The sequence below is a fragment of the Bacillus sp. FSL M8-0350 genome, from assembly GCF_038593345.1.
Classification (GTDB): domain Bacteria; phylum Bacillota; class Bacilli; order Bacillales; family Bacillaceae; genus Bacillus; species Bacillus safensis.
Genome location: NZ_CP151985.1, coordinates 193,721 through 219,831, shown reverse-complemented (window position 1 = coordinate 219,831; position 26,111 = coordinate 193,721). Strand labels below are relative to the sequence as shown.

The window sequence follows — 26,111 nt, the reverse complement described above, 5'->3', positions numbered from 1 at the left end:
TACTTTTATACTAGATTCCCCTCATCCTGTCACATGCTATAATCATGGGGATGTCATTCAATTTATCATAATGAAAAGGTGAGCTAAATGAAACCTGAACAACTAATGGCCATTCGCCAATTAGAAGAAAAGATACATCTGTTTTCCTCTGCTGTGAACGGAACCTTCCATGCATCGGACGATTTCGTTCTATCCAATACTCAAATATCGACTGACACGTTCAATTTGCTCTTACCGACATCAGCTCAAATCCAAGATCCAAAAAAAGTGAAAGCTGCCATTGAACACATGCGGTCACAGAAACTCATCTTCAGCACATGGGTCGATCACCGTTTACTCCATCCTGATTGGGCTGATTTATTAAAGGAATATCACCTTCAAGAGGTCGAACGCAATACCATCATGATGCTTGAGCATACAGGTGACATTGATCCAGTCACATCCTCATCACTTACAATCAAGGAAGTACTTGATGAGCAGACACTATTTGATTACAAACATATCTTTATTGAACTATTCAAAGGATCGACTGAGGCCGCCGCCTTAGAAGACTATTTCCAGCATTTTTCGATTAAAAAATTACACTCAAAAGCTCGCATGTTCGTGGGGTATGAACACCACAAGCCGGTCACAACAGGCTTATTATTCGAGACAAACGACAGCTACGGTATTTATGATGTCATGACGAGGGAAGAACACCGCGGAAAAGGACTTGGCAGTGACATGTTCCATTACCTTCTGACCAAGACAGAGAATAAACAAAAATGTGTCATCTTACAAGCATCAGCAGACGGTAAAAATATTTATCAACGTGCCGGCTTCCAAGCAATCGGCGAAATGGCCGTCTTTGAATAGAAAGGTACTTTCCCTTTGAAATGAACATAAAAAAGCTGCCTATCTTTAGGCAGCTATTCAGCATGATGCTGACGATCCATATAAAGCGGCGGTCTCTTCAGCGAAATCACCGCACAGCTAAAGGCAATCAGTACAAACACAGCACCGAATTTAGCCAGATCAACAGAGGAACCGGTCATCGTAAACATGACTCCGCCAACCGCAGATCCAATCGAAATGCCAATTTGCAAGGCAGATGTATTTAAGCTCTGCTGAATATCAGACGTGACAGGATCTGTTTGAATCAAATAACTCTGCAAAGCAGGCGTCAGTGCCCAGCTGAGCGCTCCCCAAAGGACAACCATGATCATAAAGAGCGCGAACACACCCGCTGTATAAGGAAGGATAAACATGACGATCGCAAACGCCATAGTCACAAGCAAAATGGCTTTTCCTGAACCCAGTTTGTCACTGAGCCAGCCGCCAAACCCATTCCCGCCTATAGACGCAAGTCCGAAGATCAAATAACAAATACTAATCCAAAACGGGGTCATATGCAGAACTTCCATCAGAAATGGAGTGAAATAAGAATAAAGCATATAATGGCCTGCAAGCATAAACAAACTGATCAAGTGTGCACTAAAAATTTTCGGATGCCCTAAAGAACGAATCTGCTCTCTAAGAGGCGTCACTTTTTCAACAGGCATTTTTTCCAATAGAAAATAGATCAGCACCATCGATATGGCAGAAAGAATACTGATTCCTAAAAACATCACTCTCCAGCCAAAGCTCTCTGTAATAAAAATACCGATCGGTACACCGAGAACAAGTGAGGAGCTAATACCAATAAAAATCAGCCCTAATGCTTTCGCACGATGCGCTGGTTCCACCAATTTGGCAGTGATCGTCAAAGACAACACCACCACAAGCGCTGTACTCATCGCAATCAACACCCTAGATATCATGACAAGGGCAAAGGTCGAACTAAAATAAGTGAACACATTTCCTATTGTAAACACCAATAACGCGATTAAGTAAAGGCGCTTTCGTTCGATTTTGGCTGTCGCAGTCAGCAGCACGGGTGCTGAAATGGCGTACACAATCGCAAATACCGTAATGAGCTGTCCGGCTGTTGCAAGAGACACATTCAAATCCTCTGCAAGACTTGGCAGAATGCCACCAACCACAAGCTCAACTAATCCAACCGCAAAAGTAGAAACGGCTAATAAATATACTCTCCAGTTCATGTCTAACATCCCTTCTGTATATCATCGCTTTCACTTTTGATACAGGGTGCAGACAAACAAAAAAACCCTGATTACAAAAAAGGAAAGCGCGCTTTTGTAATCAGGATTTATCGGATCCTGGTAGAAACCCTCAAACCATATTATTGAGGTTATACAAGTCTATTTTTTTCTTCACATATATTAGCACAGCCTTACATAACTCGCAAGCTGTAAAAATAGAAAAATACTGCCATTCCGTTACCTAAACAAAAGGCGCTGTAAAAGGAATCAGAACAGCTTGCTTTCTCCCCCATTTACAGGTAAACTGATGGAAAATCAACGAACAAGGATCAACGTAGATCTGGAATAGTAGCTTGAATCGATCTTTAACAGAGAGGGAACGGTGCTGAGAAGTTCCTACTGACATCTTCAAGTGAACCTGCCGATTTAGTTCTGTTTCATACAGCGGTTCATACCGTTATCATGATTGAGTGTAAAGCTGTGCTTTAAATTAGGGTGGTACCACCAGGAATGGTCCCTAACTTAAAGTACAGCTTTTTTGTTTTAAAAAAGGAGGAACCTGCAATGTTAAAAAAACAATTTGTTGAAAAAATTACAAGCATGGAAGACGACTTTGCCCAGTGGTATACAGATGTTGTCACAAAAGCGCGGCTCGTCGATTATTCAAGCGTGAGAGGCAGTATGATCATTCAGCCGTATGGCTTTAAAATTTGGGAGAATATTCGCGACGAACTTGACCGCCAGATTAAAGAAACGGGTCATGAGAATGTCTATATGCCCCTCTTTATCCCAGAGAGCCTGCTGCAGCAGGAAAAAGATCATATCGAAGGCTTTGCTCCTGAAGTGGCGTGGGTCACACATGGCGGTGAATCCAAATTACAAGAAAGGCTCTGCGTCAGACCAACCTCTGAAGTGCTGTTCGCTGAGCATTACAAAAACATTATTCATTCCTACCGCGATTTACCAAAGCTATATAACCAATGGGCCAATGTCGTCCGCTGGGAAAAAACAACACGTCCCTTCCTCAGAACCCTTGAATTCCTATGGCAGGAGGGACACACGTGCCATGAGACTGAGCATGAAGCGATTGAAGAAACAGAAAGAATGCTTCACACTTACGCTTCTCTTTGCGAAGATCTCCTTGCCATTCCTGTCATTAAAGGGAGAAAAACAGAGAAGGAAAAATTCGCCGGCGCTCGCTTCACCTATACGGTTGAAAGCTTGATGCATGACGGAAAAGCGCTTCAAACGGCCACTTCTCATTTCTTCGGGAACGGATTTGCCAAAGCATTTGGCATCGAATTCTTAAACCGTGAAGGAAAACTAGAGCATGTCCAGCAAACCTCTTGGGGTTTCACAACAAGAATTATCGGCGCTATGATCATGGTGCATGGCGATGACAGAGGGCTCGTCCTCCCGCCAAATATTGCACCAACCCAAGTGCGTATCGTGCCAATCGCTTCTCATAAAGAAGGGGTGCTGGATCATGCCTACGAATTGAAGGATCGCCTCGCCCGCATCGCACGTGCTGACATCGATGCAAGCGATAAACAGCCAGGCTGGAAATTCAACGAATGTGAAATGCAGGGTATTCCGCTGCGTGTAGAAGTAGGACCAAAGGACATCGAAAAAGGACAAGTGATGCTCGCACGACGAGACACTGGTGAAAAGCAAGCTGTCACGTTAGATGCCCTTGAACAAACCATCACAGCAACGCTTGAAGACATCCAGCGGACGATGTACGAAAAAGCGAAAGAACGATTACATGAAAAGACATCACACGCCCACACAATCGAAGATATCGAGCAAATTCTTGCGGCAGAAAACCGATTGATTAAAGCCATGTGGTGCGGTGATGAAGCCTGTGAAAACGACATTAAAGAAAGAACAGGTGCCACCTCACGCTGTATCCCATTCGAACAGGAAACCATTTCTGACACATGTGTCTGCTGCGGAAAACCTGCATCTGATATGGTGTTCTGGGCGAAAGCCTATTAAGAATATAAACAATAAGAAGCATCTCTCATGATGCTTCTTTTTTTGTTAAAAAGACCCAAACACCCATTGACCTCACCTGCATGATCCCCTATAATTCATATTAATATAATCGGTTTTTAAGACTTTAACTGGAGTGGTGATACATGAAACGCTGGCCCTCATTTTTTGCCGAACGCTGCCCTAAATGTAGAACAGCATTAGAAGTCTCAAAGTCCAATGCCCTGCAAGGCAAAGTCGTGAAAACATGTCCCAACCTTCATTATCAAAAAGAGTACCACCCCGCACTAGAAACGTATATCGAGCACGATGACGTCAAATAAAAAAGACCAACATGTTTTGCTCTGTTGGTCTTTTCTTTATAAAATATCCAGCCAAATTTTGACCGCTGTCGCTGTAATCATTACAGCAAGTGCCCATTGCAAGTAGACGGCGTTGATTTTCTGACCGACCTTCGCACCAATCGGAGCTGCCATCAAACTTGCCGCCATCAGCACAACAGCAGGAAGAAGCATGACCTGACCCGTCAATACCTTTCCAGTCGATGCGCCTATCGCAGAAAGAAACGTAATCGCAAGTGACGATGCAATCGTCATCCGTACAGGAATTTTTAAAATAGACAGCATCACAGGCACTAAAATAAATGCGCCGCCTGCACCTAATACCCCGGAAACACTGCCAATCACAAAGGCAATGGCTGATGCCAGCCCTTTATGAAAAGTAACTTCTCCCTCTGCGTCTGCACGCTGTCCTTTTTTCGGAATCAACATGAGAATAACCGCCACAATGGCGAGTAATCCATAGACGAGGTTCATCCCTTTCTCCGGCATAAAATGTGATACATAACTGCCTAATAAGCTGCCCGTCAATATACTGCTTCCCATATATAAAATCAGCGAGCGATGTAAAAATCCGCTTTTCCGATAAGCGAGTACACCACCCAGCGTCGAAAAAAGCACTTGAATGGCGCCAATCCCTGATACCTCGTGTGCTGATAGTGCCACACCAAAAAGAGGCGGGATATAAAGCAGCATGGGATAGTTGATCACAGATCCGCCGATCCCCACCATTCCTGATAAGAAGGAACCAATACATCCGATGATAAAAAGTGTAATCAAAAATGCAAAATCCACGCTGGTCTCCTCCTTTGCAAAAGGAAAAGGGGATCTTCAGCAGATACCCCTACATCCTTTAGGACCCTTTTCTCACCCAGAACTTCAGTACGTGACCTTCTTCTGTCTGCGTGATCAATTCATGTCCGCTTGACTTCGCCCATGCGGCCAAGTCAGCTTTAGCCCCTTTATCTGTTGCATGTATTTCTAAAACTTGACCTTCCGCCAAGTCGTTCATTTTTTTCTTCGTTCGAATAATCGGCATTGGGCATGCTAGCCCTGTTACGTCTAAAATTTGATCTGATGTCATTTGATTGTTCCTCTTCTCTTATTTTATTGGACATTACCGAATCGCACAACGGTTTGGACCCATTTCCATTTCCCGCTGCTCTTCCATATCTGGGTTCAGCTTCCCCATATTGGCTTGACGAATCTCTTGAAAGGCATGCGGCTGTGCAGGCAGACCTTCCGTCACCATCTTTCTAAACACATGTTGATCTTCAATATGAAGCCCATGATTTTCTTTTAAAAGTGAGCCGAGCTCCTTCCAAACACTGCCGTCTTCATTCATTTCTTCTTTGGTCATGAAGTGCGCAGGCAGAACGATGTATTCCTTTGAAAACGCCATATACCGTTCATAAAGCGTCTCTCTCAAATCATCTACCCAGTCCTCCGCCATTCCAGCAAGATCAGGTCTTCCAATTGAATCAATAAACAAAATATCACCTGAAAGAAGATAATGATTGTCTACGATAAAAGATGTTGAGCCGATCGTATGTCCCGGGGAATAAATGGGTTGAATATCAATAGAAGCTGTTCCAATCGTTATCCGCTGTCCTTCTTCAAGACGTTCATATTCAAAGGTTACCTCTTCTGCATCTTTTGGCGGCAGCCAGTAGGTAGCACCAGTTTGTTCAGCCAGCTTTTTCCCACCAGAAATATGATCTGCATGAAGGTGAGTATCCATCACATGCGTCACAGAGACATCATGCTTTTTCGCAAAATCAATATAGACCTCCGTCATTCGAGCTGCATCCACAACCGCGGCTTCTCCATTGGACATGATCATATAGGACAGACACCCTTTGCCCATCCGTACAAATTGATACAGCTCTCCGCCGCCGCTTAAATCACCTATTTTCACTGGCTCTAGATGCTCACTCCATGCCTTCATGCCGCCCTGTAAATAACGAACAGGCACGCCAGCCTCTGACAGCATCTCCGCCACCATAATAGAGGAGCCCTCTTTGGCACACACAACGAGCACTTCTCGGTCTGTTGGTACTTTCTCGACCATATCCTCTACGCCATCGAGAAGCTCAAAGTAAGGCACATTGACATAATCAACGGCTTTTCCTTCAATCTTCCAGTCCTGCACATCTGATTCGTTTCGTACATCTAACAAAAAGATGGGCTCTTTGCCCACGATCTTTTTTGTTAACTGTTCTGCTGTCATTGCTTTTACAGACATCGTTTTATTCAGCTCCTATTTTTCAATCTCTCCTGTCCAGCTGTTCATGCCTGGCACTATATTCACTAATTGTTGAAATCCTTTTTCTTTTAACTTTTGCGCGGCTAATTCACTTCTTCTGCCTGAATGACAGATGAGGTAAATAAGCGTATCCTGGCTCAATTCTTCTGCACGGTGTTCGACTTCTCCAAGAGGGATGTGAACAGCTCCTGGAATATGCCCCGCCTCGTATTCATCCAGTTCTCGTACATCTAAAATAAACAAAGATTGATCTTCTTTTACCTTCTGTTGGAACGTATTCAAAGGCATTTCCGAAATCATTGACTCCCCTTCTTTCTCTTGCGCTCCGCCCTTACGAATCAAATGATGAAGCACCTGTCCTTCTACTCTTGTTCCTAAAAACTCATGACCGGCACTTTTTGACCAAGCCGCTAAATCCGCTGCTGATCCTTTATCGGTAGCTTGCACTTCAAGCACATCTCCTGGCAAAAGCTCATTCATTTGTTTTTTTGTTTTCACAATCGGCATCGGGCATGCCAATCCTTTTGCATCTAAAATGACTGTTGGTTGCTGCATGTGATGTCCTCCTTTATATAGGGGTGGGGGTATATTTTTATGCGTGCTTAATGCCAAGCATTCATACCACCCTTGATGTTTGTAATATGAGTAAATCCTTGCTTCTTCAATATTTTCGCTGCCTGCATACTTCTCATTCCACTTTGACATATGACATAGATCTCTTCATTTTTCTCAAGCTGAGAAGCTCGTTCTTTTAACTGAGGTAAAGGAATGTTTCGAAATCCTTTTATATGGTTTGTTTGAAATTCTACTGGAGATCGTACGTCAATTAGTTGTTGATCTATGTTTTTCAGCTTTTTCTTCATATCGGCAGCATCCATTTGGTTAACACCTCGTACTGGTAGGAACCGGCTCACGAGTAAGCCAATCATCAGGATGAACAAAATCGTTTGAATCATTTCATCACCTCACTAAATAAATAAATTCACATTCCCAATTTCAGCCTCTGCTAAATACGCCGCCACACCAGCATATTGAATGTCATCTAATAATTCTTTCTCCTGCAGCCCTAAAAGGTCCATCGTCATTGTACATGCTACGAGATTAATCTCCTGTTCCTTCGCCATATCAATAAGCTGCGGCAAGGTCATGGCATTGTGCTTTTTGATGACGTGCTTAATCATCTTCGGACCCATTCCAGCAAAATTCATCTTTGAAATGCCCATTCGATCAGCCCCGCGCGGCATCATCTTACCAAACATTTTTTCTAAAAATCCTTTCTTCATCGGTACCATCTCATCCTTGCGCAAGGCATTCAGCCCCCAAAAGGTATGAAAAATCGTCACCTCATGATCATAGGCCGCTGCACCATTGGCAATAATGTAAGCCGCCATTGCTTTATCATAATCTCCACTAAATAGCACAATCGTCGTGCGTTTTTTCTGTTCTTCCATCCTGCTCCTCCTTTTTCAATTACCCTTGGGGGTATACATAAAATAAAAAATATATACATATACCGGTAAGGGTATATTATAACAAGTAAAAAAATCCGTCAACCTTCAAAGGCTGAAGAATTTCTTACCGGCTTTTTACCAATAGCTCAACCGCTTCTTTCACAAGCCCCTCCGTATCCTTGCCTTGTTCAAGACTTTCACGAACACATTGCTCAAGATTTGTACTCACAATCACACCCATTGCCCGATCAATGGCATTGCGTGATGCAGACAGCTGCGTCACCACCTCGCGGCAATCCTTTCCCTGCTCCATCATCGCAAGAACCCCTTTTATCTGCCCCTCAATCCGGCGAAGACGGTTCTTCATCTGCTGATTATATTCCATGCACAAGTACCCCTTTCTATTCTTTCTATGAACAGATAGTATACCCTAAGAGGTATTTAGTCAAACGACTTGCCCTTCTCATTGGTAGAGAATGTGAAGAGAATTGCACATTCCACCATTTATCAACAAGATTAACAACCAACGAGAAATCATTGAAGATAACTACCCTTCAATCAAACGCTTTAACTTAAGCTCCGTATCAGTATCCTCAACCGGAGTATAGACGCTGCATCTTAAATCAGTATCCCCATACACTTGTAATGAAGTGAGATTAAACAACATTTTACCTCCCTTAGCATGACGAAATTCAATTAATACTTCAGGTGCATAGCTGATCTCATTTTCATTCCAAATTTTACGAAACTCAGGATATGCCTGCTCCATTTCTTCTATAAATTGCTCATACCAGTCATCTGCCACATACTGTCCGTAATACGTTCTAAATATGGCGATATATCCTCTAACAAAATGCTCCCAATTCACCGCTAAACTTTTAAATTCCTTTCTTGCGAATAGTAAGCGTATGATATTCCTTTCTGCCGGGATGATTTGTTCAAAGTCCAAAAATACGTTCGCAGCTGCTTGATTCCAGCCAACAATCTGGCTTCTTCTATCCGATACAATCGTCGGGCAATAACGAAGTTCCTGCAAAATTTTCACTAAAGCCGGACTGATTTCCTTCTCATTCTCAATGATAAAGGATTGTTTCACTCCTTCCTCTAACGCTAAAGCGTACAAATATCTCCTTTCATCGTTATTTAATTGTAATGCTCGAGAAATCGCATCTAATACCGAAGTAGATACTTTTATATCTCTGCCTTGCTCTAACCATGTATACCAAGTAAGACTCACACCGGCTAGTTGAGCCACTTCTTCTCTTCTCAGTCCTGGTGTTCTTCTGCGGGTTCCTACAGGTAAACCAACCATTTGGGGCGTAATTTTCGAACGTTGGTTTTTTAGAAATTCTGATAACGCTTGAAGTCTAGTTTCAGGTTTCATTTAGATCTCCCTTTAAAAGAGTATTAATTATACTAGGATAAACAACAACTTGTAATAGGATAACACAATGGATAAAGTTAATAAAAACAAGGAGGGAATGATCATGAAAAGAGTTGTCATTACTGGAATGGGAATTATTTCTCCACTTGGAAATGATGTAAATAGCTTTTGGAATCAACTAATCAAAGGACAATCGGGAATATCTCTCATTGATTCTTTTGATACAACTGATTATAAAACAAAAATAGCTGGAATCGTTCGTGATTTCGATGCAGATGAAATATTGGGAAGAAAAGAAGCAAAACGTTTAGATCGTTTTAGCCAGTTTGCCTTAGCAGCAGCCGAACAAGCATTAAAAAATTCGCAATTACAGTTAGATCAAGTTGATCTTGAACGTTTAGGCGTATATGTTGGTTCAGGAATCGGGGGAATCCAATCGCTTGTTGATCATGTCAATGTATTAGATAAACGTGGTCCCTCAAGAGTAAGCCCCAGCCTTGTCCCCATGATGATTTCAAATGCAGCTGCGGCCCAAATCAGCATTAAATTAGGGGCACAAGGGCCATCATTGTCACCAGTCACAGCTTGTTCTATTGGGAACACCTCTATTGGCGAAGCTTTCAATGCGATCCGAAATAATGATGCAGATATTATATTTGCCGGAGGAGCAGAAGCTGCCGTCTCACAGATATCTTTGGCTAGTTTTGGAAACGCACATGCACTATCTACTAGAAACCAAGACCCAAGCCTAGCCAGCCGTCCATTCGATACAGATAGAGATGGCTTTGTGATGAGTGAAGGCGCAGGTATCTTAGTATTAGAATCATTAGAAAACGCGATTCTTAGAGATGCGCCGATATTATGTGAAGTAGTGGGGTACGGAGCTAGTTCAGACGCTCATCATATGGTAGCATCCCACCCAGAAGGTAAAGGTGCCTACTTAGCCATGAAAAAGGCGTTGAGAAGTGCAAACATATCAACAGATGATATTGATGTTATTAGTGCACATGCAACAAGTACACAAGTAGGTGATCGTTCAGAAGTTCTAGCTATTAAGAAATTATTTGGTGAACGTTCAGGTGAAGTTCCAACAACGGCAAACAAATCAATGACAGGGCATATGTTTGGTGCTGCCGGCGGAGTAGAAGCCATTGCTTTAGTGGAAAGTTTGAGACGAGGAATGATTCCGCCAACTATTAATGTAGAGAATCAAGATCCAGACTGCAACTTAGATGTTGTATTAGAAGCGAGACAGCTTCCTTTGAAATACGGGCTATCCAATTCTTTTGGTTTTGGAGGACATAATTCAGCCATCTTGTTAAAGCATTACGATTGATGTAGCTATCAAGGGTTTATAGCCCTTGATTTTTTTACATTTTGGGAATACCTCACAGACAAATTATGAAGGGCCTCAATCTGATATATTAACCCCACAGATTTATAATATTATACTATATTTATATTAATTGTAATATATTAGATCAAAAATCCATTTACAATTCTTAATGTAAAAAGGTACATTTTGGCTACGCGCGAGCAATTTGATTGCATTTCTTTGCTGCAATAGCAATACTTTCATGTCTTGACATGATAGATGTTGAAATGCAAAAAAAAAGAAAAGAGGATAACAAAAGTTATCCTCCGCTTTAATATTTATGTTCATGCTTTTCTAATCACTCAGCTTCATTGTTTGTTGTAGCGCTTGCGTTTTCAACACTATGTGCTTCACCATGACCTGGCCCGAAAAGATTTAATATTACAACTCCTACAAGTATCAAAACAATCCCAGTAACACTGGCAACGTTAATTTTTTCTTTCCAAATCAAAATTGAGATTATTGTAGTAAGAATAATACCTATACCAGACCAAAGTGCATAGGCGGTATTCAAAGGTATGGTCTTCATTGCAAGTGATAAGAAGAGCAGGGAGCCTATAAAAGAAATAATTGTACCAATAGTAGGGTAAAGTTTTGAGAAGCCTTCTGCAGCCTTGAGCATAGAAGAACCAATAAGTTCACCAATAATTGCGAGCAATAAATATAAATATGCCATTATTACTCTCTCCTCCTGTATAAAAAATCAACGACTTAAAAAACTGTATTAAACCTTTATAGGTTTACTTCACTAAATCTTTATTAAGTACAACTTTACAAGAAACCAAAAATGTTTTTAAGTCTTTATTTTTCAAAAAAATTGTGCGCAAAATGAGTGGTGATCCTTAGTCCAGTAGATAAAATCTAATCTAGATAATCTAATAAGATATAAACTAAACTGCACTATGGTACAGTAAACATAAAAACAAATAATGAAAAGTGAAAGAAGGTGATCCCATGCCCACTAACAATAAACCCAATAGATTAATCGCTGAGAAGTCTCCATATTTACTTCAACATGCTCATAACCCTGTGAATTGGTACCCGTGGGGGCAAGAAGCATTCGATAAAGCCAAACGTGAAGATAAACCGGTGCTTGTCAGCATCGGTTACGCCACTTGTCACTGGTGCCACGTCATGGCACACGAAAGCTTTGAAGATCAACAAGTCGCTGACATCTTAAATGAGCATTTTATTTCGATTAAAGTCGATCGTGAGGAGCGTCCAGATATCGACTCGATGTATATGTCGGTTTGTCAGATGATGACGGGGCAAGGCGGCTGGCCGTTGAACGTGTTTGTCACGCCGGATCAAAAGCCTTTTTATGCTGGGACATATTTCCCGAAAAGAAGTGCTTACGGGCGGCCTGGCTTCATCGAGGCACTGACACAATTGCTGGATGCGTACCATAACGACCGGGATCATATTGAATCATTGGCAGAGAAAGCGACAAATAATCTGCGGATTAAAGCAGCAGGACAGACAGAAAACACGCTGTCTCAAGAAGCAATTCACAAAGCCTATTATCAGCTCATGAGCAGCTTTGATACGCTATATGGCGGATTCGGCTCCGCGCCAAAATTCCCTGCACCTCATATGCTCTCATTTTTGATGCGCTATTACGAATGGACAGGACAGGAGAATGCGCTGTATGCAGTCACGAAAACGTTAGATGGCATGGCAAATGGCGGTATATATGACCATATTGGGTCGGGCTTTTCTCGTTATTCGACGGATGAAAAATGGCTTGTGCCGCATTTTGAAAAAATGCTGTATGATAACGCGCTGCTGATGGAAGCTTACACAGAAGCGTATCAGCTCACCTCAAAACCTGAGTATGAAAAACTTGTCCAACGCCTGATCCAATTCATTAAACAAGATATGATGAATTCTAGCAGCTCCTTTTATTCAGCGATAGATGCAGATTCTGAGGGGAAAGAAGGACAATATTACGTCTGGGCAAAAGATGAGATCATCACCCATTTAGGGGAGGAGCTTGGCGCTTTATTTTGCGACGTCTATCACATCACAGAAGAGGGGAACTTTGAAGGGGAGAACATCCCTCATACCATTTCTACCTCTTTTGAGGACATCAAAGCCTCTTTTTCGATCGACGATAAAACCCTTCAATCCAAGCTGCAAGAAGCGCGGCATATTTTACAATCAGTCAGACAGCAGCGACCCGCGCCGCTTGTCGATGACAAGGTGCTTACATCTTGGAATGCGCTGATGATCGCAGCTCTCGCCAAAGCAGGAAGGGTCTTTGATGCAGAGGAAGCGATCCATATGGCGAAGCAGGCGATGTCTTTTCTAGAAACACATCTTGTTCAACATGAGCGGCTCATGGTCCGCTACAGAGAAGGTGACGTGAAGCATCTCGGCTTTATCGAGGATTATGCGCATATGCTAAAAGCGTATATGTCTTTATACGAAGCGACCTTTGAGTTAGCGTGGCTGGAAAAGGCGGCAGCCATTGCCGAGAACATGTTTGAGCTGTTTTGGGACAAGGAAAAAGGGGGCTTTTTCTTCTCGGGATCAGATGCGGAAGCGCTCCTCGTTCGAGAAAAAGAAGTGTACGACGGCGCCATGCCTTCTGGTAACAGCACCGCACTCCATCAGCTTTTGAAACTCAGCACAATGACAGGACGTCAAGACTGGCTGAAAACATTAGAACAGATGTTCAAAGCCTTTTATGTGGATGTCTCTTCCTACCCAAGCGGACACACAGCGTTTCTGCAAGGGCTCCTAAGTCAATATGCGGCGAAAAGAGAAATCATCATTCTCGGAAAAAACGGCGACCCTCAAAAAGAACAGCTTTTACAGGCGCTTCAAAAACGCTTCGTTCCATTTGATATCATATTGACTGCCGAAACAGGGAAAGAATTAGCGAAGCTCGCGCCCTTTACAAAAGATTACAAAACAATCGATGGCAAAACCACCGTGTATATTTGTGAAAATTACAGCTGCCGCCAGCCAATCACCGATATCGACGAAGTGATGGAACAATTATTCCACAATTGAGTTTGTCATGAGATGACTATGAGAAGACAAAATGAGGACAAACAGATAAAAAACATGTCAATCCGCTAACAAATTGTCTGTACGGTTTTATTTTTCCTAAAAAACGGTTAGAATGCGCACTAGACGTTCTCATACCGAAGGGAGAGAAAATGATGAAAAAGGTATCATACACACTCATCGCTTGTTTGTTATCTGTTGGACTTGCAGCCTGCTCGTCAAACGATGCCAAACAAGATAAGCAAAACGACGCAGCCAAAAACAAGGAAACAACACAGGCTGATCAAAAAGAGCAGCAAAAGCAAATGGAAGAAATGCAAAAGAAATTAGACGCACAAAAAATCGATGATCAAAAGGTCGTTGCGACCGTCAACAAAGACAAAATCACAGGCAGTGAATACAATAGCGCCTTATCTACCATTCAAGGCCAGTTTCAGCAGTCTGGGCAAGACCCAACTTCTAAAGAAGGCGAGAAAGCAGTCAAGAAACAAACCATTGATGCGCTCGTAGGACAAGAGCTCATCCTGCAAGATGCTGAGAAGAAGGGCTTCAAAGCCTCTGACAAAGAGGTAGATAAGCAGCTAAAGGAAGAAAAGAAACAGTTCAAAGACAACGCTCAATTTGAAGAAGCACTTAAAAAGAGCGGACTCACATTGGATCAGCTGAAGAGTGACATTGCCGACAGCATCAAATACAGCCAATATGTCGATAAAGAAATCAAATCAGCCTCCGTCTCTGAGAAAGACGTCAAAGCGTACTATGATCAATACGCAGACCAAATGAAAAAACAAAAGCAAAAAGCACCAGAATACAAAGAGGTTAAATCACAAATTAAAAAACAGCTAGAATCTCAAGAAAAGCAAAAAGAAATCCAAAAAGAAATTGAAAAACTAAAGAAATCTGCGAAAATTAATGTTTCTCTATAACCGCTAAGAAAAAATCCGCCATTGTGCGGATTTTTTTGTTACTTCATGAACTATTTTTCCAAATTTATGACAAAAGCCTCATCATAAACGTCTCTTCCATCCGATATGATGGGAGTACAAAAGAAAGCGCTAACAATTCTTTTGTCTCTGAAAAGGTACAGGATCAAAAGCAATTCTCGTACTTTTGCTTCAGTCAATCGGACATCTACAAAAGGAGGATCATTATGTTCAAATGGTTTAAACCTGCTCCACATATCGACAGGCTTGATGATGCCAAAACAGACGAGACGTATAAGCGGCTGCGGCTGCAAGTCTTTCTAGGCATCTTTATCGGGTATGCGGGCTACTATTTGCTGCGCAAAAATTTCGCTTTTGCTATTCCATATCTACAGGAAGAGGGGTTCACAAAAAGTGAATTAGGCTTTGTACTCGCAGCCGTATCCATTGCTTATGGCTTTAGTAAATTCATCATGGGGATGATCTCAGACCGCTGTAACCCCAGATACTTTTTAGCTGCCGGACTCTTTTTATCAGCTCTTATCAATATCCTATTTGTCTCATTTCCATGGGTCACATCCAGTGTATGGATCATGTTTTTATTCATGTTCTTAAACGGCTGGTTTCAAGGCATGGGGTGGCCGCCATGCGGACGTACGATGGCGCACTGGTTTTCGGTTAGTGAACGTGGTACGAAAATGTCCATTTGGAACGTCGCTCACAATATCGGCGGGGGGATTCTTGCACCGCTTATCACATTGGGAATTGTGCTGTTTGCGACGTGGAAAAGTATCTTTTTCTTCCCTGCCATCATTGCCATTATCGTCTCCTTCGTGATCATTCTTCTTGTACGGGATACCCCGCAATCCACTGGTCTTCCGCCAATCGAGGAATATCGAAATGACTATCCGGCACAAAACTATGAGGATCAAGAAAAAGAATTAACAGTGAAAGAAATTTTATTTAAATATGTACTCAACAATAAATTCCTATGGTATATCGCCATTGCCAACGTGTTTGTATACTTCGTCCGTTACGGTGTTGTTGACTGGGCGCCGACCTACTTAACAGAAGCAAAGGGCTTTTCACCAGAGCATTCACGCTGGTCTTATTTTCTTTATGAATATGCAGGCATTCCCGGTACATTATTGTGCGGCTGGATTAGTGACCGCTTCTTCAGAAGCCGCCGCGCACCAGCTGGCGTCATCTTTATGGCCGGGGTGTTAATTGCCGTTCTCGTTTACTGGCTAAACCCTGCAGGCAATCCAATGGTCGATAACATTGCCCTTATCAGCATCGGCTTTTTGATTTACGGACCTGTCATGCTCATTGGACTTCAAGCCATTGATCTCGCTCCGAAAAAAGCGGCTGGCACTGCAGCCGGACTGACAGGCTTCTTCGGCTACATTGGCGGCTCTGCCTTTGCCAATGCCATGATGGGTGTCGTCGTGGATCACTATGACTGGACAGGAGGCTTCATTTTACTGGTTGGTTCTTGTGTGCTTGCGATTGTTTTCCTCGCCATGACATGGAATACAGGAAAGCGCGTAGAGCAAGCTTAATGAAAACCACATAAAAGATTCATATCCGCCCAACATGCTCTTTACATCTATTTCTTATGATGGAGGCAGTTACCGTAAAAGGAGGATAAAATATGAAGAAAAGTAGATTACTTGCTTTCGTGTTGCTCTCTTTTGCTTTACTGTCTTTTGCGTGGGTGCCGGCCACCGTATCGGCACATGAAAACCTTTTATCTCCAGATCGCATCTTAACCGTTGCACACCGCGGAGCATCAGGGTATGCACCAGAGCATACCCTGGCTTCCTACAAGCTCGCCACAAAGATGAATGCAGATTACCTCGAACTCGACCTTCAAATGACAAAGGATGGACATCTCATCGTGATGCATGATGAAACCGTTGACCGGACCACAAACGGAACAGGCTGGGTCAAAGACCTCACACTTGCCGAAATCAAACAGCTTGATGCTGGTACCTGGTTTAACGAAGCCAATCCCGACAGACAAAATGCCAACTATATCGGACAGAGAGTCCTGACATTAGATGAGGTGCTGCGCTATTTCGGTAAACGAGAGAATTATTATATTGAAACAAAAAAACCAGACCTTTATCCGCAAATGGAAGAAAAACTATTGGCCGCCTTAAAGAAACATCATCTTCTTGGGAAACACACAAGAAAAGGGCAGGTTATCATACAATCCTTTAGTCAGGACAGCCTGATAAAGCTGCAGAAATTAGCTCCACGCCTGCCAAAAGTACAGCTATTAGACAGAAACCAAATGACATCCATCACAGACGATCAGCTCGACTTTATCAAAACGTACGCCGTGGGTGTTGGACCGAATTTCAGAGCATTAACACCTGAAAACGTCCAGCAGGTCAGAAGCCACGGACTCCTCCTTCATCCATATACAGTCAACAGCGAAGCAGACATGACCCGTCTACTGCAATACGGCGTCACCGGTCTTTTCACCAACTTTCCAGATGTCTTTAACCGTGTAAAAGCTTCACTCTAAATAAAAAAGCCTTGCGGTCCATCCCGCAAGGCTTTTGATTATTTCACCGTTTGATCAGAAGAAGCTGTTTCAATCGGCTTTCGTTTTCCAATTCCAAATACAAAAAAGCTAAGTGCCACTAAAATCAAGAATCCAATTGCTACAATAAGAGAAATACGCGTATCCTGATTAATGAGCATAAACACAAGAACCATCAATAAAAATCCGATTGTAAGATAGTTAGAAAACGGTGCTAGCGGCATCTTGAACGGGTGCTGATCAAGTGCTGCCCCCTTTGCCTTTCTGAAGCCAATATGACTAATCAAAATGACAAACCAAGGCACCATCCCAGGAAGGACACTCGCACTATACACATAGACGAAAATGTTTGGCGGAGAAACATAATTCAGGACCACTCCTATCGCTAAACCAATCAGCACAGCGAATGTCCCAAAATACGGTACACCGTTCTTCGAAATTTTCGTAAAGAAAGCAGGCGCCTGACCATTCACACCTAATGTATAAAGCATACGGCCCGCACTGAAAATACCACTATTACAGCCGGACATCGCTGCTGTAATGACAACAAAGTTAATAATACCAGCAGCTGCTGTAATCCCGATCTTCGCAAACGTCGCCACAAATGGACTGCCAAGGGTATTCAGCTGATCCCAAGGATACACAGTCACAATGACAAAGATCGCACCGATATAGAAAATCAAAATACGCCAGATGATACTTTTGATGGCATTTGTCAGCGTCTTTTGCGGATTTTGCGCCTCACCGGCTGTAATCCCAATCAGCTCGACACCTTGATAAGCAGCAATAACTAGAGACAATGCAAACAGGAATCCGCTAAACCCACCTGTAAAGAACCCGCCATGCGCCCAAAGGTTAGACAGCCCAATAGGAGTTCCGCCATTTCCAAAACCGAAGAAAATAATGCCTAAACCTGCAATAATCATCAAGATAATTGTCACAATTTTGATCATCGCAAACCAAAATTCAAACTCACCGAACGACTTAACCGAAATCAAGTTGGCTGCTCCTAAAATGATCATCGCAATTAACCCTGGAATCCACGCAGGCAGCTCTGGGAACCAATATTTCATATAAGCCCCAACCGCAATAATTTCAGACATTCCGACAATGACCCACTGGAACCAGTTACTCCAAGCCGTCATATACCCTGCAAGCGGATGAATATATTGATGCCCGAATGTAGCAAATGACCCTGTACTCGGCTCAAGATATAACATTTCTCCCATCGCACGCATAATAAAAAAGATAAAAATACCACACACCGCGTACGCTAGAAGAACCGATGGACCTGTCCACTGAATGGCCTTCGCTGACCCCATAAATAAGCCAACACCGATTGTGCCGCCAAGAGCGATCATTTGAATATGGCGGGCACTTAACCCTCTCTTTAATTCCTTTTGAGCCACTTTTCTTCCCCCTCATCAACAAACAACATAAAAAATAAAAATCAGAATTTTCATTCTGATTGAGAAACATCAATCTTTCGATGTATATTATCATAATAAATCTACCCTTAAAAAACAATTGTTTTTTTGAGGAAAACACTATTAACAAAATATTCTGACATAAAATTAAATTCAAATTGTTTTATATTGATATAATCAATAACCAGAAAAATCTTCAAAAAAAGACCGCTCACACGGTCTTCTAAGCTCAAACTGTAAATTTATAGGAACATCAGCAATTGCTTTCCTAAAACACTTTCCTCTGATAAATCACAGTAGAAAGTCCCCAAGACAGCAAGTAGAAGAGCATAATCAGCACAGCTGACCCCGTATATAAAACAGGGATCGATAAATTCATAATAAAATCAGTGATCCCACTAAATTGCTCTGCCAAATAGAGAACAACAGGCGGTCCCATAGCAGATAATACGATAAAGCCAAAGATCACTGCCGTTGTGATATAACCAGGCTTTAAGATATAAAACAATGGAAACGTACACGCCGCGAACAATAAAAACAACCCGCTGCCAATCGCAATATCTGACAGCGAAAACAGCTTCCCAAACACAAGTAATGCAGCACTTGTCAGCACGATCGCAATACTCATATAGAAAATGGCGCCAAGATAACGTGATGCGATAATTTCTTTACGTGTATAGGGCAAGGAGTTTAATAGAATATTCGTTTCTGCCTTTTCATCATACGCATATGTGTTAAATGGAATAAAGACACTAGCGACTAGAAACGTCAATACTGGATGGACATCCATGAAAATAAAAAATAAGATAAACGGAATAAAAATAAGTAACTGCTTCTTTTGCAAAATCACATCACGCTTAATTAAATGAAACATGCGCAACCCCGCCTTTCAAATAAAACATGATATCCTCAAGCGACGCCGGTTCAATCACGACAGCATCCCCAAAAATAAGTTTCACCTCATCAACCCGATCGGTTAATGCTTCAAATCCGGCTGCTGTACGCTGGATATGGACAAAGGCCTTTTCTGTGTCTCGATCCAATAACTCCAGGCTTCCTTTCACAAGCGCATAACTCTCTGCCACTTCATGAATCGACTGTTGAAACACCAATCTTCCATTTTGTATAAACGCAATATAATCCGCAATCCGGTCTAAATCAGTCGTCACATGCGTCGAGAAAAAGATCGTCCGATTTCCATCAATCATCAATTCTTGTAACGTGCTGAGCAGCTCTCTTCTAAAAACCGGATCTAAACCAGCAGTTGGTTCATCCATGATAATCAGCTCTGCATGATGTGACAGCGCAATCGCAAGTGACGCCTTCATCTGCATCCCTTTTGAAAATGTTTTGATCGCTTTATTCAGCGGCAGACCAAACTGTTCAATATATTGATCAAAAAGCCGGTCATCCCAGCGTTTATAGGCAGGAGCCACAATCCGTTTGATGTCCTTTAAATTCAACCCTGGAAAAAAAACATTTGCATCGTAAACAAATCCGATTCTTTCCTTAATCTCTTTTTCATGAGTATGATAATCCAATCCAAAGACCTTTATGTCACCTGAATCGGGTTTTAACAAATTCATGATCATTTTAATGGTGGTCGACTTACCCGCTCCATTCTCTCCAATAAACCCTGTAACAAAGCCTTTCTTAACCCGTAAATCAAGATCCTGAACGGAAAAATCCTTGAATCGTTTCGATACTCCTTTGAATTCAATCACATGCTCCACTCATCTCACTCCTCATATAAGAACTTTAATAACTGCTGCAATTCATCAAAAGATAAGCCTAATTCTTTGCCGTTTGTGACAACCGCTCCAAGCTGTTCCTCGATCACCTTCAATTTCTTCTCTCTCATCACTTCTAGGTTTTGTTCGGCAACAAAAGATCCCTTGCCTACAATCGAATAAATAAATCCCGCTTTCTCTAACTCTTCATACGCTCGCTTTGTTGTAATCACGCTAATTTGTAGATCCTTCGCCAGTTTTCGAATAGACGGCAGCGCTGCACCTTCCGCAAGCTCACCCGTTAAAATCATCGATTTGATTTGATTCGTAATTTGCTCATAGATAGGCTCCTTAGAATGGTTTGAAATCGTAATTTGCATATAAAAACCTCTTTTTTCAGATAGTTGAAACAAAATATTGTATATACACTATATATACATTATATACACACTAAAAGAATATTCAAGCATTTTAAAAAGTGTTCTCCTCATTTTTTTAAAATAAAAAACCGCACAGCCCTTAAGCCATGCGGTTCTTTAACAAAATGCTTTACTTCCAATATACCCATTTTCCCATAAGCCACTCCACAGGACCTCTTCTCCATTTTTTCAAATAGAGATAGCTGATGAACAGCTGTGCTGTGTACAGTCCGACAGCAAGCAGCAGCCCAAACATTGATCCCAATTGTCCAAATAGACCAAGTCCATAAGAATAGAAAATCGTTGTACAAATAATCGACTGCGCCAAATAGTTTGAGAGAGACAAACGGCCAAGCCCTGCAAGCAGACGTTTGAGACCTTGAGCTGCCTTCGAATAGTAGAAAACAATAAAGGCTTGAATATACCCAATCGTGAGCACATAGGCACCCAGCGTAATCACCAATTCACTCCAAGGAGCATCAATGAACGTCGCACATTTTAAACCGAGCCCGATGATAATCATCCAAACCCAGCCTTTACGATAAGCCATGCCTCGATCTTCTTCTGTCAAATGACCCTTTTTCCCGATCGCCATGCCAAGCAGTGCAAACGGGCCAACCATGATCGTACCAAAAAGAAAACCTAATATCGGCATAAGCGTAATGGTCACGATCGCCAGAATCATGGTCACAATCATCATATCGTCTTCAACCGTAATCCGGCTGAGCAAAATATCCCCATAATCACCTTTTGCATACACATCGGTTAATAAATCATCAGTTCCATAAACAAATTTCATCATGTATGGCAAAACGACTAATGACAACGCACCTAACACACCCGACCAAATAAGCATTGTTTTAATCCGGCTGCTCAAAAACATCATCAAGAAAAACGTACAAGCTCCATAATAAAGAAGAATGTCACCGTTCCAAATAAAGATGTAATGCAGCATCCCAAGCACAATCAAACCAAAACCACGGCGAACGACAATGGCATTCGTATTCAGCCCCTTGGCCTTCGTCGATTCAATCAGCTTGATAAAAGAATACCCAAACAAAAAGGAGAAAATCGGATAAAAAGACCCTTGGAACAAAATTTCCGTCACATATACACCGAATTCCTGTCCCCAAAAACTCGAATCAAACATTTTCTCAAAATCATAATCATATTGGAAATTAAGCATATTCACAATCAAAATACCTAATAAACTAAAACCACGTAAACTATCAATAAACTCAATTCTAGATCCCTTCAACACGACAGCTCCTTCGGACAATATAAAGATAAAGCATATTTATCCTACCACACTTTTAAAAAAATGGTTTCCATCCCCATGTGAAAAAGTGCGTTTTAAGGTAAATTTAATAAAAAAACCTAGAATCTATATTCTAGGTATCATACTGAATACTTATAACTTATGACTTTCTTCTTCCCGCAGCACACGCTTCAAATAAAACAAAATTCCCAAACCGAATAAAATCAACGCCATTTCCAAGTCTGCAGAAATCGGCAGCCATTTCAGCATCATTAAAATCAGCAAAACCGCTCCAACACCTGCGAAAAAAATGAAGTTTCTTTTTAATTCTTTGTTTGATTGAAACAACACTCTCTCCTCCTTGATACTTACTAACCAATTGAATATTTTTCTAACCAGCCGGTATCTCCCATTTTCCAAGCTATTAACTGACCCTAAAAACTCCTTTAATCTGAAGGGTAAATCCAAGGTAGATTTTCAGGTCAGTTGAGTTTCTGCGTTTCCACTATTCATCCCCCTTATCTTTTAGCTGGAAGGCGATGATTTTTCCTAATGCTTCCTCTGCTGCAAAAGGAGTAACGCTGCCTGTTGGATTTTCTTGTTCTTGTTTTAAGCACTCGTACATGTTTTTTTCAATTTTTGATGGATCAATCCAAGAGATACACCATGATGCCCAGAAACAAGTAGGTCCCTCATAACGTTTAGCCAGTGCCAGAAGAAATGGCAAGCTAGGTTTCCCAATCCTCATGAGTGACATGGCAGCGGCCATTCTTGTATCTTCTTCGTCACTTTCTAATAGCCGAGCTAGCGGTTCTGCTGCGTCCCCCGCATCTGCTCCAAATTCACCAAGTACAGCTGCTGCAATGTTCCGCAGAGAGCCTTTTTCTTTTAAAGCCTCAACAAGGACGGGCACTGCATCTTTTCCATATTTTCTCAAATCTCCTATTGCTTGAACGATCGTTACTTCATTTGTATTAGCCAATTGTTGAACGGATTGAGACAGCTTATTTTCTGGTTTCATTTACAATCAACTCCTCTTTTTAATGAACCGCACGGTATCGATAACAAAGCACATAAGATCCAGACCCAGCCACTAGAGATACAATTGTAGTCAACAAGCCATCAGTGATGAGATGAATACTAATCATGACCATCGCACTGATCACAGAAGCAAATAGTAAGGATCGATAATAGGCGGCTAAAGCAAAACTCCTTTCTCGTCTCAGGGGCTGCATAAAGGCAAAGAGCCGTATGGCCAAAAACCATATATAAACTCCTCCACCAAATAAGGTCCAATACAATACATCCTGAATACCAGCCAATACAAGAGAAACCAAGTAGAACGCATACAGCCAAAAGGTTTGAAACACCTCTAACAGAATGATTTTTTGATATAAAGCCCCAGGAAAAAGATAGAGCACTCCTGTTTGTGCGTGTCTTACAATCCCTGCATAATATGAACTAAAAAGAACGGATGCCGCGATGACGATCAAGAATAGATTCAGCCAATCTGAAAAATAAGTAAAGACGACATAGTAAGTACCAATTAACAGCATGGTAAATAGCACATGGAAGGTGATATATTTTTTTATCAGCAATAATTCAATCCAAAGAAAAGCCCAAATGCCCGTTAATGCCGGAAGTCCCCACCATGTCCTGCTCTTTTTTTGAACGATTGGACTTGATTGAATATGTTTCCCCTCAAATTCCTCCCAAAATACTGCTTCCTTGACTAAAGACTCCTTCATCTCTAAACGATGACTAGCCTTGTACATCATCATGAAAGATAGAAACATCACTCCAATAAAAATGAAGACAGAAAGAATGGAGAACTCTTCGATCATACGCCCAGCTTGAAACATCAAAGAATCAGCAATGTTCATTAATGAGGGCTGTTTCATCATCAACTGATTCAAAGCGAGCACTGCAAAGCAGCAAAACATCAATAAAAAACTGATTAAGAGCAAACGCTTGTATACTCGAATAGTTCTAGCACAAGACACCGCAATCATCCAAGTTTCGACCAAACATACCAGCCCTGTCAGGATGAGTGATTTTCCAAGCAGAAACGGGTACTGATGCGTCATAAAAAACAGAAGTAGATCCGCAGCCAAAGCAGAGATAATGAGAAGAGCCCCTCGCCAAAAAATGTGATACATCCACACACTGATAACAACCGTCCATAAAGAAGCGCCATTTCCATATAACCAAATGATATCGTTCATCTGACTAGGCAGCCGATTCGTAAACAAGCCAAACCCCGTATAAAGAACAAACAAACAGACAATAATCCATCCTGCTGCATTCGTATCCCAATCACCCATACTTGAAACCGCGCTAAGCTGAAAACCAATTGCCGCAATAAAGAGAAGTAAAATCAGAAAAGGCATTTTCTTTTCTTGATTTTTACTGATCAAGCGCCTTTGAGATTTCATCCATAAAAGGGAGAGTGTGTTATTCACTTGACCACTCCCCCAAAAGTTGAATAACTTCTGCCCTCCACTCAATCTGTTCTTCCTTTATTTGAGGAACATCCATACTCTTCATGATGGCACCGTCTCGAATCAATACCACCCTGCTGGCTGTATCGAGAACGAACTCCAGACTATGAGTCGACACGAAGACCGACCCACCTTGACTGCTTTTTTGTCTCAGCCAATCCGACAGCCACTGTTTTGACGGTATATCTAACCCAACAGTCGGTTCATCTAATATAAAAAGGGAGGCATCTTGAACAATCGCTCCTGCTAAGACGACACGCTGCTTTTGGCCTCTTGAAAGCCTTCCACACAGTTCATTCATCTTCTCTTCCATATGTACTTCTTTCAACGCTTCATATACCTTTTCCTTGATCTGTTTTAAGCCTTTATGATATCCACGAGCACGGAATTGAACATGTTCAGCAGCCGTTAGGTCTGGATACAAATAGGGGTGATCAGGAATAAGCGCGACTTGTTTTTGAACATGGGCATGACCAGGCGGGAAACCCTCTATGAGAATTTCCCCTCCATCTGGTTTATATAGACCTGTTACACACCGAATCGTTGTCGTCTTCCCGGCACCATTAGGACCAAGCAGCGCCACAACCTCACCTGCTTCGATGGAAAACGACAAATCCTCTATCCCATCACCATTGCTATATCGTTTGCTTACATTCTGAACCTCCATGAATGGCATCAAATCTCTCCCTTTGATTAGAGTGATGTATGCTTATCTATGGTGTGTTATAAAATCAAAAAACGAATGTCATTAGACCTACTAATCTCTAACCCTAATATTACCATATAGAGAATAACAAGGTAATAGGAATGAGGTAATCTATTCTATATACAACGGAAAAAGAAAATAGATTATGTACAAAATAAAAAAAGATTGGGTTGCAGTATCCCAATCTTTTATCTATTAACCCAAAACGATCTCCTGACACGCCCAAGCATCCACCTCTACCTTTAAAGCAGGAGAAGCCAATGCCACCACATAAATCATTGTCATACAAGGCAGATGATCGCCTAAAAACTGCCCCATGATTCGTTTCCTGCTCTCAGCATCGAACTCTCCCACGAGATAAAAAACTAGTTTCGTTATATCTTCCGTGGCCATATCTGCCGCTTCTACATTTCGTTTCACATTCTCTAACGCTAGCTCTAGCTGCTCCAACGGGCTCACTGGAATTGTTCCATCCGCCTCCATTCCCACCTGACCTGACAGGGTTAGCCATCGCTGTGGTCCAGTTGTCTCTATTTGATGGGTATATGGTGCAACTGGCGGGTGAATGGTCTCAGGATTACGTGATATTCTCATGAATAAAAACCCCTTTTCTGAAAATACAGTCAATTTTTATCATCATATCAAACTTTCTACCGTATTCAGACTTTTATGCTCATGGTAAACCTGA

At 41.9% G+C, this 26,111-nt stretch carries 28 protein-coding genes and 1 riboswitch; of the genes, 8 read left to right on the top strand and 20 right to left on the bottom strand.

Annotated elements, in window-relative coordinates:
* Positions 1–87 precede the first annotated feature (87 nt).
* Complete coding sequence (locus NSS80_RS01250; RefSeq protein ID WP_317222256.1) at positions 88–855, top strand: GNAT family N-acetyltransferase; 768 nt, start codon at positions 88–90, stop codon at positions 853–855.
* A 53-nt stretch (positions 856–908) separates the two neighbouring features.
* Here the strand turns inward: NSS80_RS01250 and NSS80_RS01245 are convergent, their stop codons facing one another.
* A complete protein-coding gene (locus NSS80_RS01245) occupies positions 909–2,081 on the bottom strand; it encodes an MFS transporter (protein WP_251232553.1) in 1,173 nt (390 codons plus the stop codon).
* A gap of 77 nt (positions 2,082–2,158) precedes the next feature.
* Positions 2,159–2,258: riboswitch (purine riboswitch) on the bottom strand.
* Positions 2,259–2,645: 387 nt separating this feature from the next.
* Between NSS80_RS01245 and proS the strand changes: the two genes are divergently transcribed.
* Positions 2,646–4,079: a proline--tRNA ligase gene (proS, locus tag NSS80_RS01240; protein ID WP_317222257.1), complete on the top strand. Its 1,434-nt coding sequence runs from the start codon at positions 2,646–2,648 to the stop codon at positions 4,077–4,079.
* A 143-nt stretch (positions 4,080–4,222) separates the two neighbouring features.
* Positions 4,223–4,399, top strand: a complete 177-nt coding sequence (locus tag NSS80_RS01235) for a hypothetical protein (protein ID WP_164512187.1) — start codon at positions 4,223–4,225, stop codon at positions 4,397–4,399.
* 36 nt (positions 4,400–4,435) lie between these two features.
* Here NSS80_RS01235 and NSS80_RS01230 read toward each other — a convergent pair whose 3' ends face one another.
* The 8 genes from NSS80_RS01230 to NSS80_RS01195 form a co-directional block, all read right to left on the bottom strand.
* On the bottom strand, positions 4,436–5,209 hold the full coding sequence (locus NSS80_RS01230) for a sulfite exporter TauE/SafE family protein (RefSeq protein ID WP_317222258.1): 774 nt from the start codon (positions 5,207–5,209) through the stop codon (positions 4,436–4,438).
* Positions 5,210–5,267: 58 nt separating this feature from the next.
* Positions 5,268–5,498, bottom strand: coding sequence for a sulfurtransferase TusA family protein (locus NSS80_RS01225; RefSeq protein ID WP_034283076.1), 231 nt, complete (start codon positions 5,496–5,498; stop codon positions 5,268–5,270).
* 33 nt (positions 5,499–5,531) lie between these two features.
* The gene (locus NSS80_RS01220) at positions 5,532–6,659 is read right to left on the bottom strand and encodes an MBL fold metallo-hydrolase (RefSeq protein WP_317222259.1); all 1,128 of its coding nucleotides are present in this window, start codon (positions 6,657–6,659) and stop codon (positions 5,532–5,534) included.
* Positions 6,660–6,674: 15 nt separating this feature from the next.
* Positions 6,675–7,235 carry a sulfurtransferase TusA family protein gene (locus tag NSS80_RS01215; RefSeq protein WP_041115256.1) on the bottom strand — a complete coding sequence of 187 codons (561 nt, stop codon included), beginning with the start codon at positions 7,233–7,235 and terminating at the stop codon, positions 6,675–6,677.
* A 47-nt stretch (positions 7,236–7,282) separates the two neighbouring features.
* The gene (locus NSS80_RS01210; RefSeq protein WP_041115258.1) at positions 7,283–7,636 is read right to left on the bottom strand and encodes a rhodanese-like domain-containing protein; all 354 of its coding nucleotides are present in this window, start codon (positions 7,634–7,636) and stop codon (positions 7,283–7,285) included.
* A gap of 12 nt (positions 7,637–7,648) precedes the next feature.
* Positions 7,649–8,131 carry a DsrE/DsrF/DrsH-like family protein gene (locus NSS80_RS01205; protein WP_041088802.1) on the bottom strand — a complete coding sequence of 161 codons (483 nt, stop codon included), beginning with the start codon at positions 8,129–8,131 and terminating at the stop codon, positions 7,649–7,651.
* 124 nt (positions 8,132–8,255) lie between these two features.
* Positions 8,256–8,516: a metal-sensitive transcriptional regulator gene (locus NSS80_RS01200; protein ID WP_003217059.1), complete on the bottom strand. Its 261-nt coding sequence runs from the start codon at positions 8,514–8,516 to the stop codon at positions 8,256–8,258.
* Positions 8,517–8,678: 162 nt separating this feature from the next.
* Complete coding sequence (locus tag NSS80_RS01195; RefSeq protein WP_111927596.1) at positions 8,679–9,515, bottom strand: helix-turn-helix transcriptional regulator; 837 nt, start codon at positions 9,513–9,515, stop codon at positions 8,679–8,681.
* Between the two features lie 103 nt (positions 9,516–9,618).
* Between NSS80_RS01195 and fabF the strand changes: the two genes are divergently transcribed.
* On the top strand, positions 9,619–10,851 hold the full coding sequence (gene fabF / locus NSS80_RS01190) for a beta-ketoacyl-ACP synthase II (protein WP_041115263.1): 1,233 nt from the start codon (positions 9,619–9,621) through the stop codon (positions 10,849–10,851).
* A 337-nt stretch (positions 10,852–11,188) separates the two neighbouring features.
* On the opposite strand, the gene NSS80_RS01185 is transcribed toward fabF, so the two are convergent.
* Complete coding sequence (locus NSS80_RS01185; protein ID WP_034284218.1) at positions 11,189–11,566, bottom strand: multidrug efflux SMR transporter; 378 nt, start codon at positions 11,564–11,566, stop codon at positions 11,189–11,191.
* A 278-nt stretch (positions 11,567–11,844) separates the two neighbouring features.
* Here NSS80_RS01185 and NSS80_RS01180 point away from each other — a divergent pair, with 278 nt between their 5' ends.
* The 4 genes from NSS80_RS01180 (at position 11,845) to NSS80_RS01165 (ending at position 17,364) form a co-directional block, all read left to right on the top strand.
* The gene (locus NSS80_RS01180) at positions 11,845–13,908 is read left to right on the top strand and encodes a thioredoxin domain-containing protein (protein WP_317222260.1); all 2,064 of its coding nucleotides are present in this window, start codon (positions 11,845–11,847) and stop codon (positions 13,906–13,908) included.
* Positions 13,909–14,060: 152 nt separating this feature from the next.
* Positions 14,061–14,831 carry a SurA N-terminal domain-containing protein gene (locus tag NSS80_RS01175; protein WP_041115334.1) on the top strand — a complete coding sequence of 257 codons (771 nt, stop codon included), beginning with the start codon at positions 14,061–14,063 and terminating at the stop codon, positions 14,829–14,831.
* Between the two features lie 224 nt (positions 14,832–15,055).
* The gene (gene glpT, locus NSS80_RS01170) at positions 15,056–16,390 is read left to right on the top strand and encodes a glycerol-3-phosphate transporter (protein WP_024424430.1); all 1,335 of its coding nucleotides are present in this window, start codon (positions 15,056–15,058) and stop codon (positions 16,388–16,390) included.
* A gap of 92 nt (positions 16,391–16,482) precedes the next feature.
* A complete protein-coding gene (locus tag NSS80_RS01165; protein ID WP_041115336.1) occupies positions 16,483–17,364 on the top strand; it encodes a glycerophosphodiester phosphodiesterase in 882 nt (293 codons plus the stop codon).
* A gap of 38 nt (positions 17,365–17,402) precedes the next feature.
* Here NSS80_RS01165 and NSS80_RS01160 read toward each other — a convergent pair whose 3' ends face one another.
* The 10 genes from NSS80_RS01160 to NSS80_RS01115 all read right to left on the bottom strand — a co-directional run bounded on the left by NSS80_RS01160 (position 17,403) and on the right by NSS80_RS01115 (position 26,017).
* Positions 17,403–18,791 carry an amino acid permease gene (locus NSS80_RS01160; RefSeq protein WP_041115338.1) on the bottom strand — a complete coding sequence of 463 codons (1,389 nt, stop codon included), beginning with the start codon at positions 18,789–18,791 and terminating at the stop codon, positions 17,403–17,405.
* A 286-nt stretch (positions 18,792–19,077) separates the two neighbouring features.
* Positions 19,078–19,683 (bottom strand): ABC-2 transporter permease, encoded by a 606-nt coding sequence (locus NSS80_RS01155; RefSeq protein ID WP_041115340.1) that lies wholly within the window; start codon positions 19,681–19,683, stop codon positions 19,078–19,080.
* Entirely contained in the window at positions 19,667–20,542 is an 876-nt protein-coding gene (locus NSS80_RS01150; RefSeq protein WP_041115342.1) for an ABC transporter ATP-binding protein, read from the bottom strand. Before NSS80_RS01150 ends, NSS80_RS01155 begins: the two co-directional genes overlap by 17 nt.
* 5 nt (positions 20,543–20,547) lie before the next feature.
* Positions 20,548–20,919: a GntR family transcriptional regulator gene (locus NSS80_RS01145; RefSeq protein WP_003217079.1), complete on the bottom strand. Its 372-nt coding sequence runs from the start codon at positions 20,917–20,919 to the stop codon at positions 20,548–20,550.
* Positions 20,920–21,088: 169 nt separating this feature from the next.
* Positions 21,089–22,216, bottom strand: a complete 1,128-nt coding sequence (locus NSS80_RS01140) for a DUF418 domain-containing protein (RefSeq protein WP_041115343.1) — start codon at positions 22,214–22,216, stop codon at positions 21,089–21,091.
* Positions 22,217–22,369: 153 nt separating this feature from the next.
* Positions 22,370–22,564 carry a hypothetical protein gene (locus NSS80_RS01135; RefSeq protein ID WP_317222261.1) on the bottom strand — a complete coding sequence of 65 codons (195 nt, stop codon included), beginning with the start codon at positions 22,562–22,564 and terminating at the stop codon, positions 22,370–22,372.
* Positions 22,565–22,721: 157 nt separating this feature from the next.
* Positions 22,722–23,237 carry a HEAT repeat domain-containing protein gene (locus tag NSS80_RS01130; protein WP_041115347.1) on the bottom strand — a complete coding sequence of 172 codons (516 nt, stop codon included), beginning with the start codon at positions 23,235–23,237 and terminating at the stop codon, positions 22,722–22,724.
* A gap of 19 nt (positions 23,238–23,256) precedes the next feature.
* Positions 23,257–24,678 carry a sporulation killing factor system integral membrane protein gene (gene skfF / locus NSS80_RS01125; protein ID WP_342498393.1) on the bottom strand — a complete coding sequence of 474 codons (1,422 nt, stop codon included), beginning with the start codon at positions 24,676–24,678 and terminating at the stop codon, positions 23,257–23,259.
* The gene (locus NSS80_RS01120) at positions 24,671–25,393 is read right to left on the bottom strand and encodes an ABC transporter ATP-binding protein (protein WP_041115351.1); all 723 of its coding nucleotides are present in this window, start codon (positions 25,391–25,393) and stop codon (positions 24,671–24,673) included. Before NSS80_RS01120 ends, skfF begins: the two co-directional genes overlap by 8 nt.
* Positions 25,394–25,618: 225 nt before the next feature.
* Positions 25,619–26,017, bottom strand: a complete 399-nt coding sequence (locus tag NSS80_RS01115) for a RidA family protein (RefSeq protein ID WP_041115353.1) — start codon at positions 26,015–26,017, stop codon at positions 25,619–25,621.
* Between the last annotated feature and the right edge of the window lie 94 nt (positions 26,018–26,111).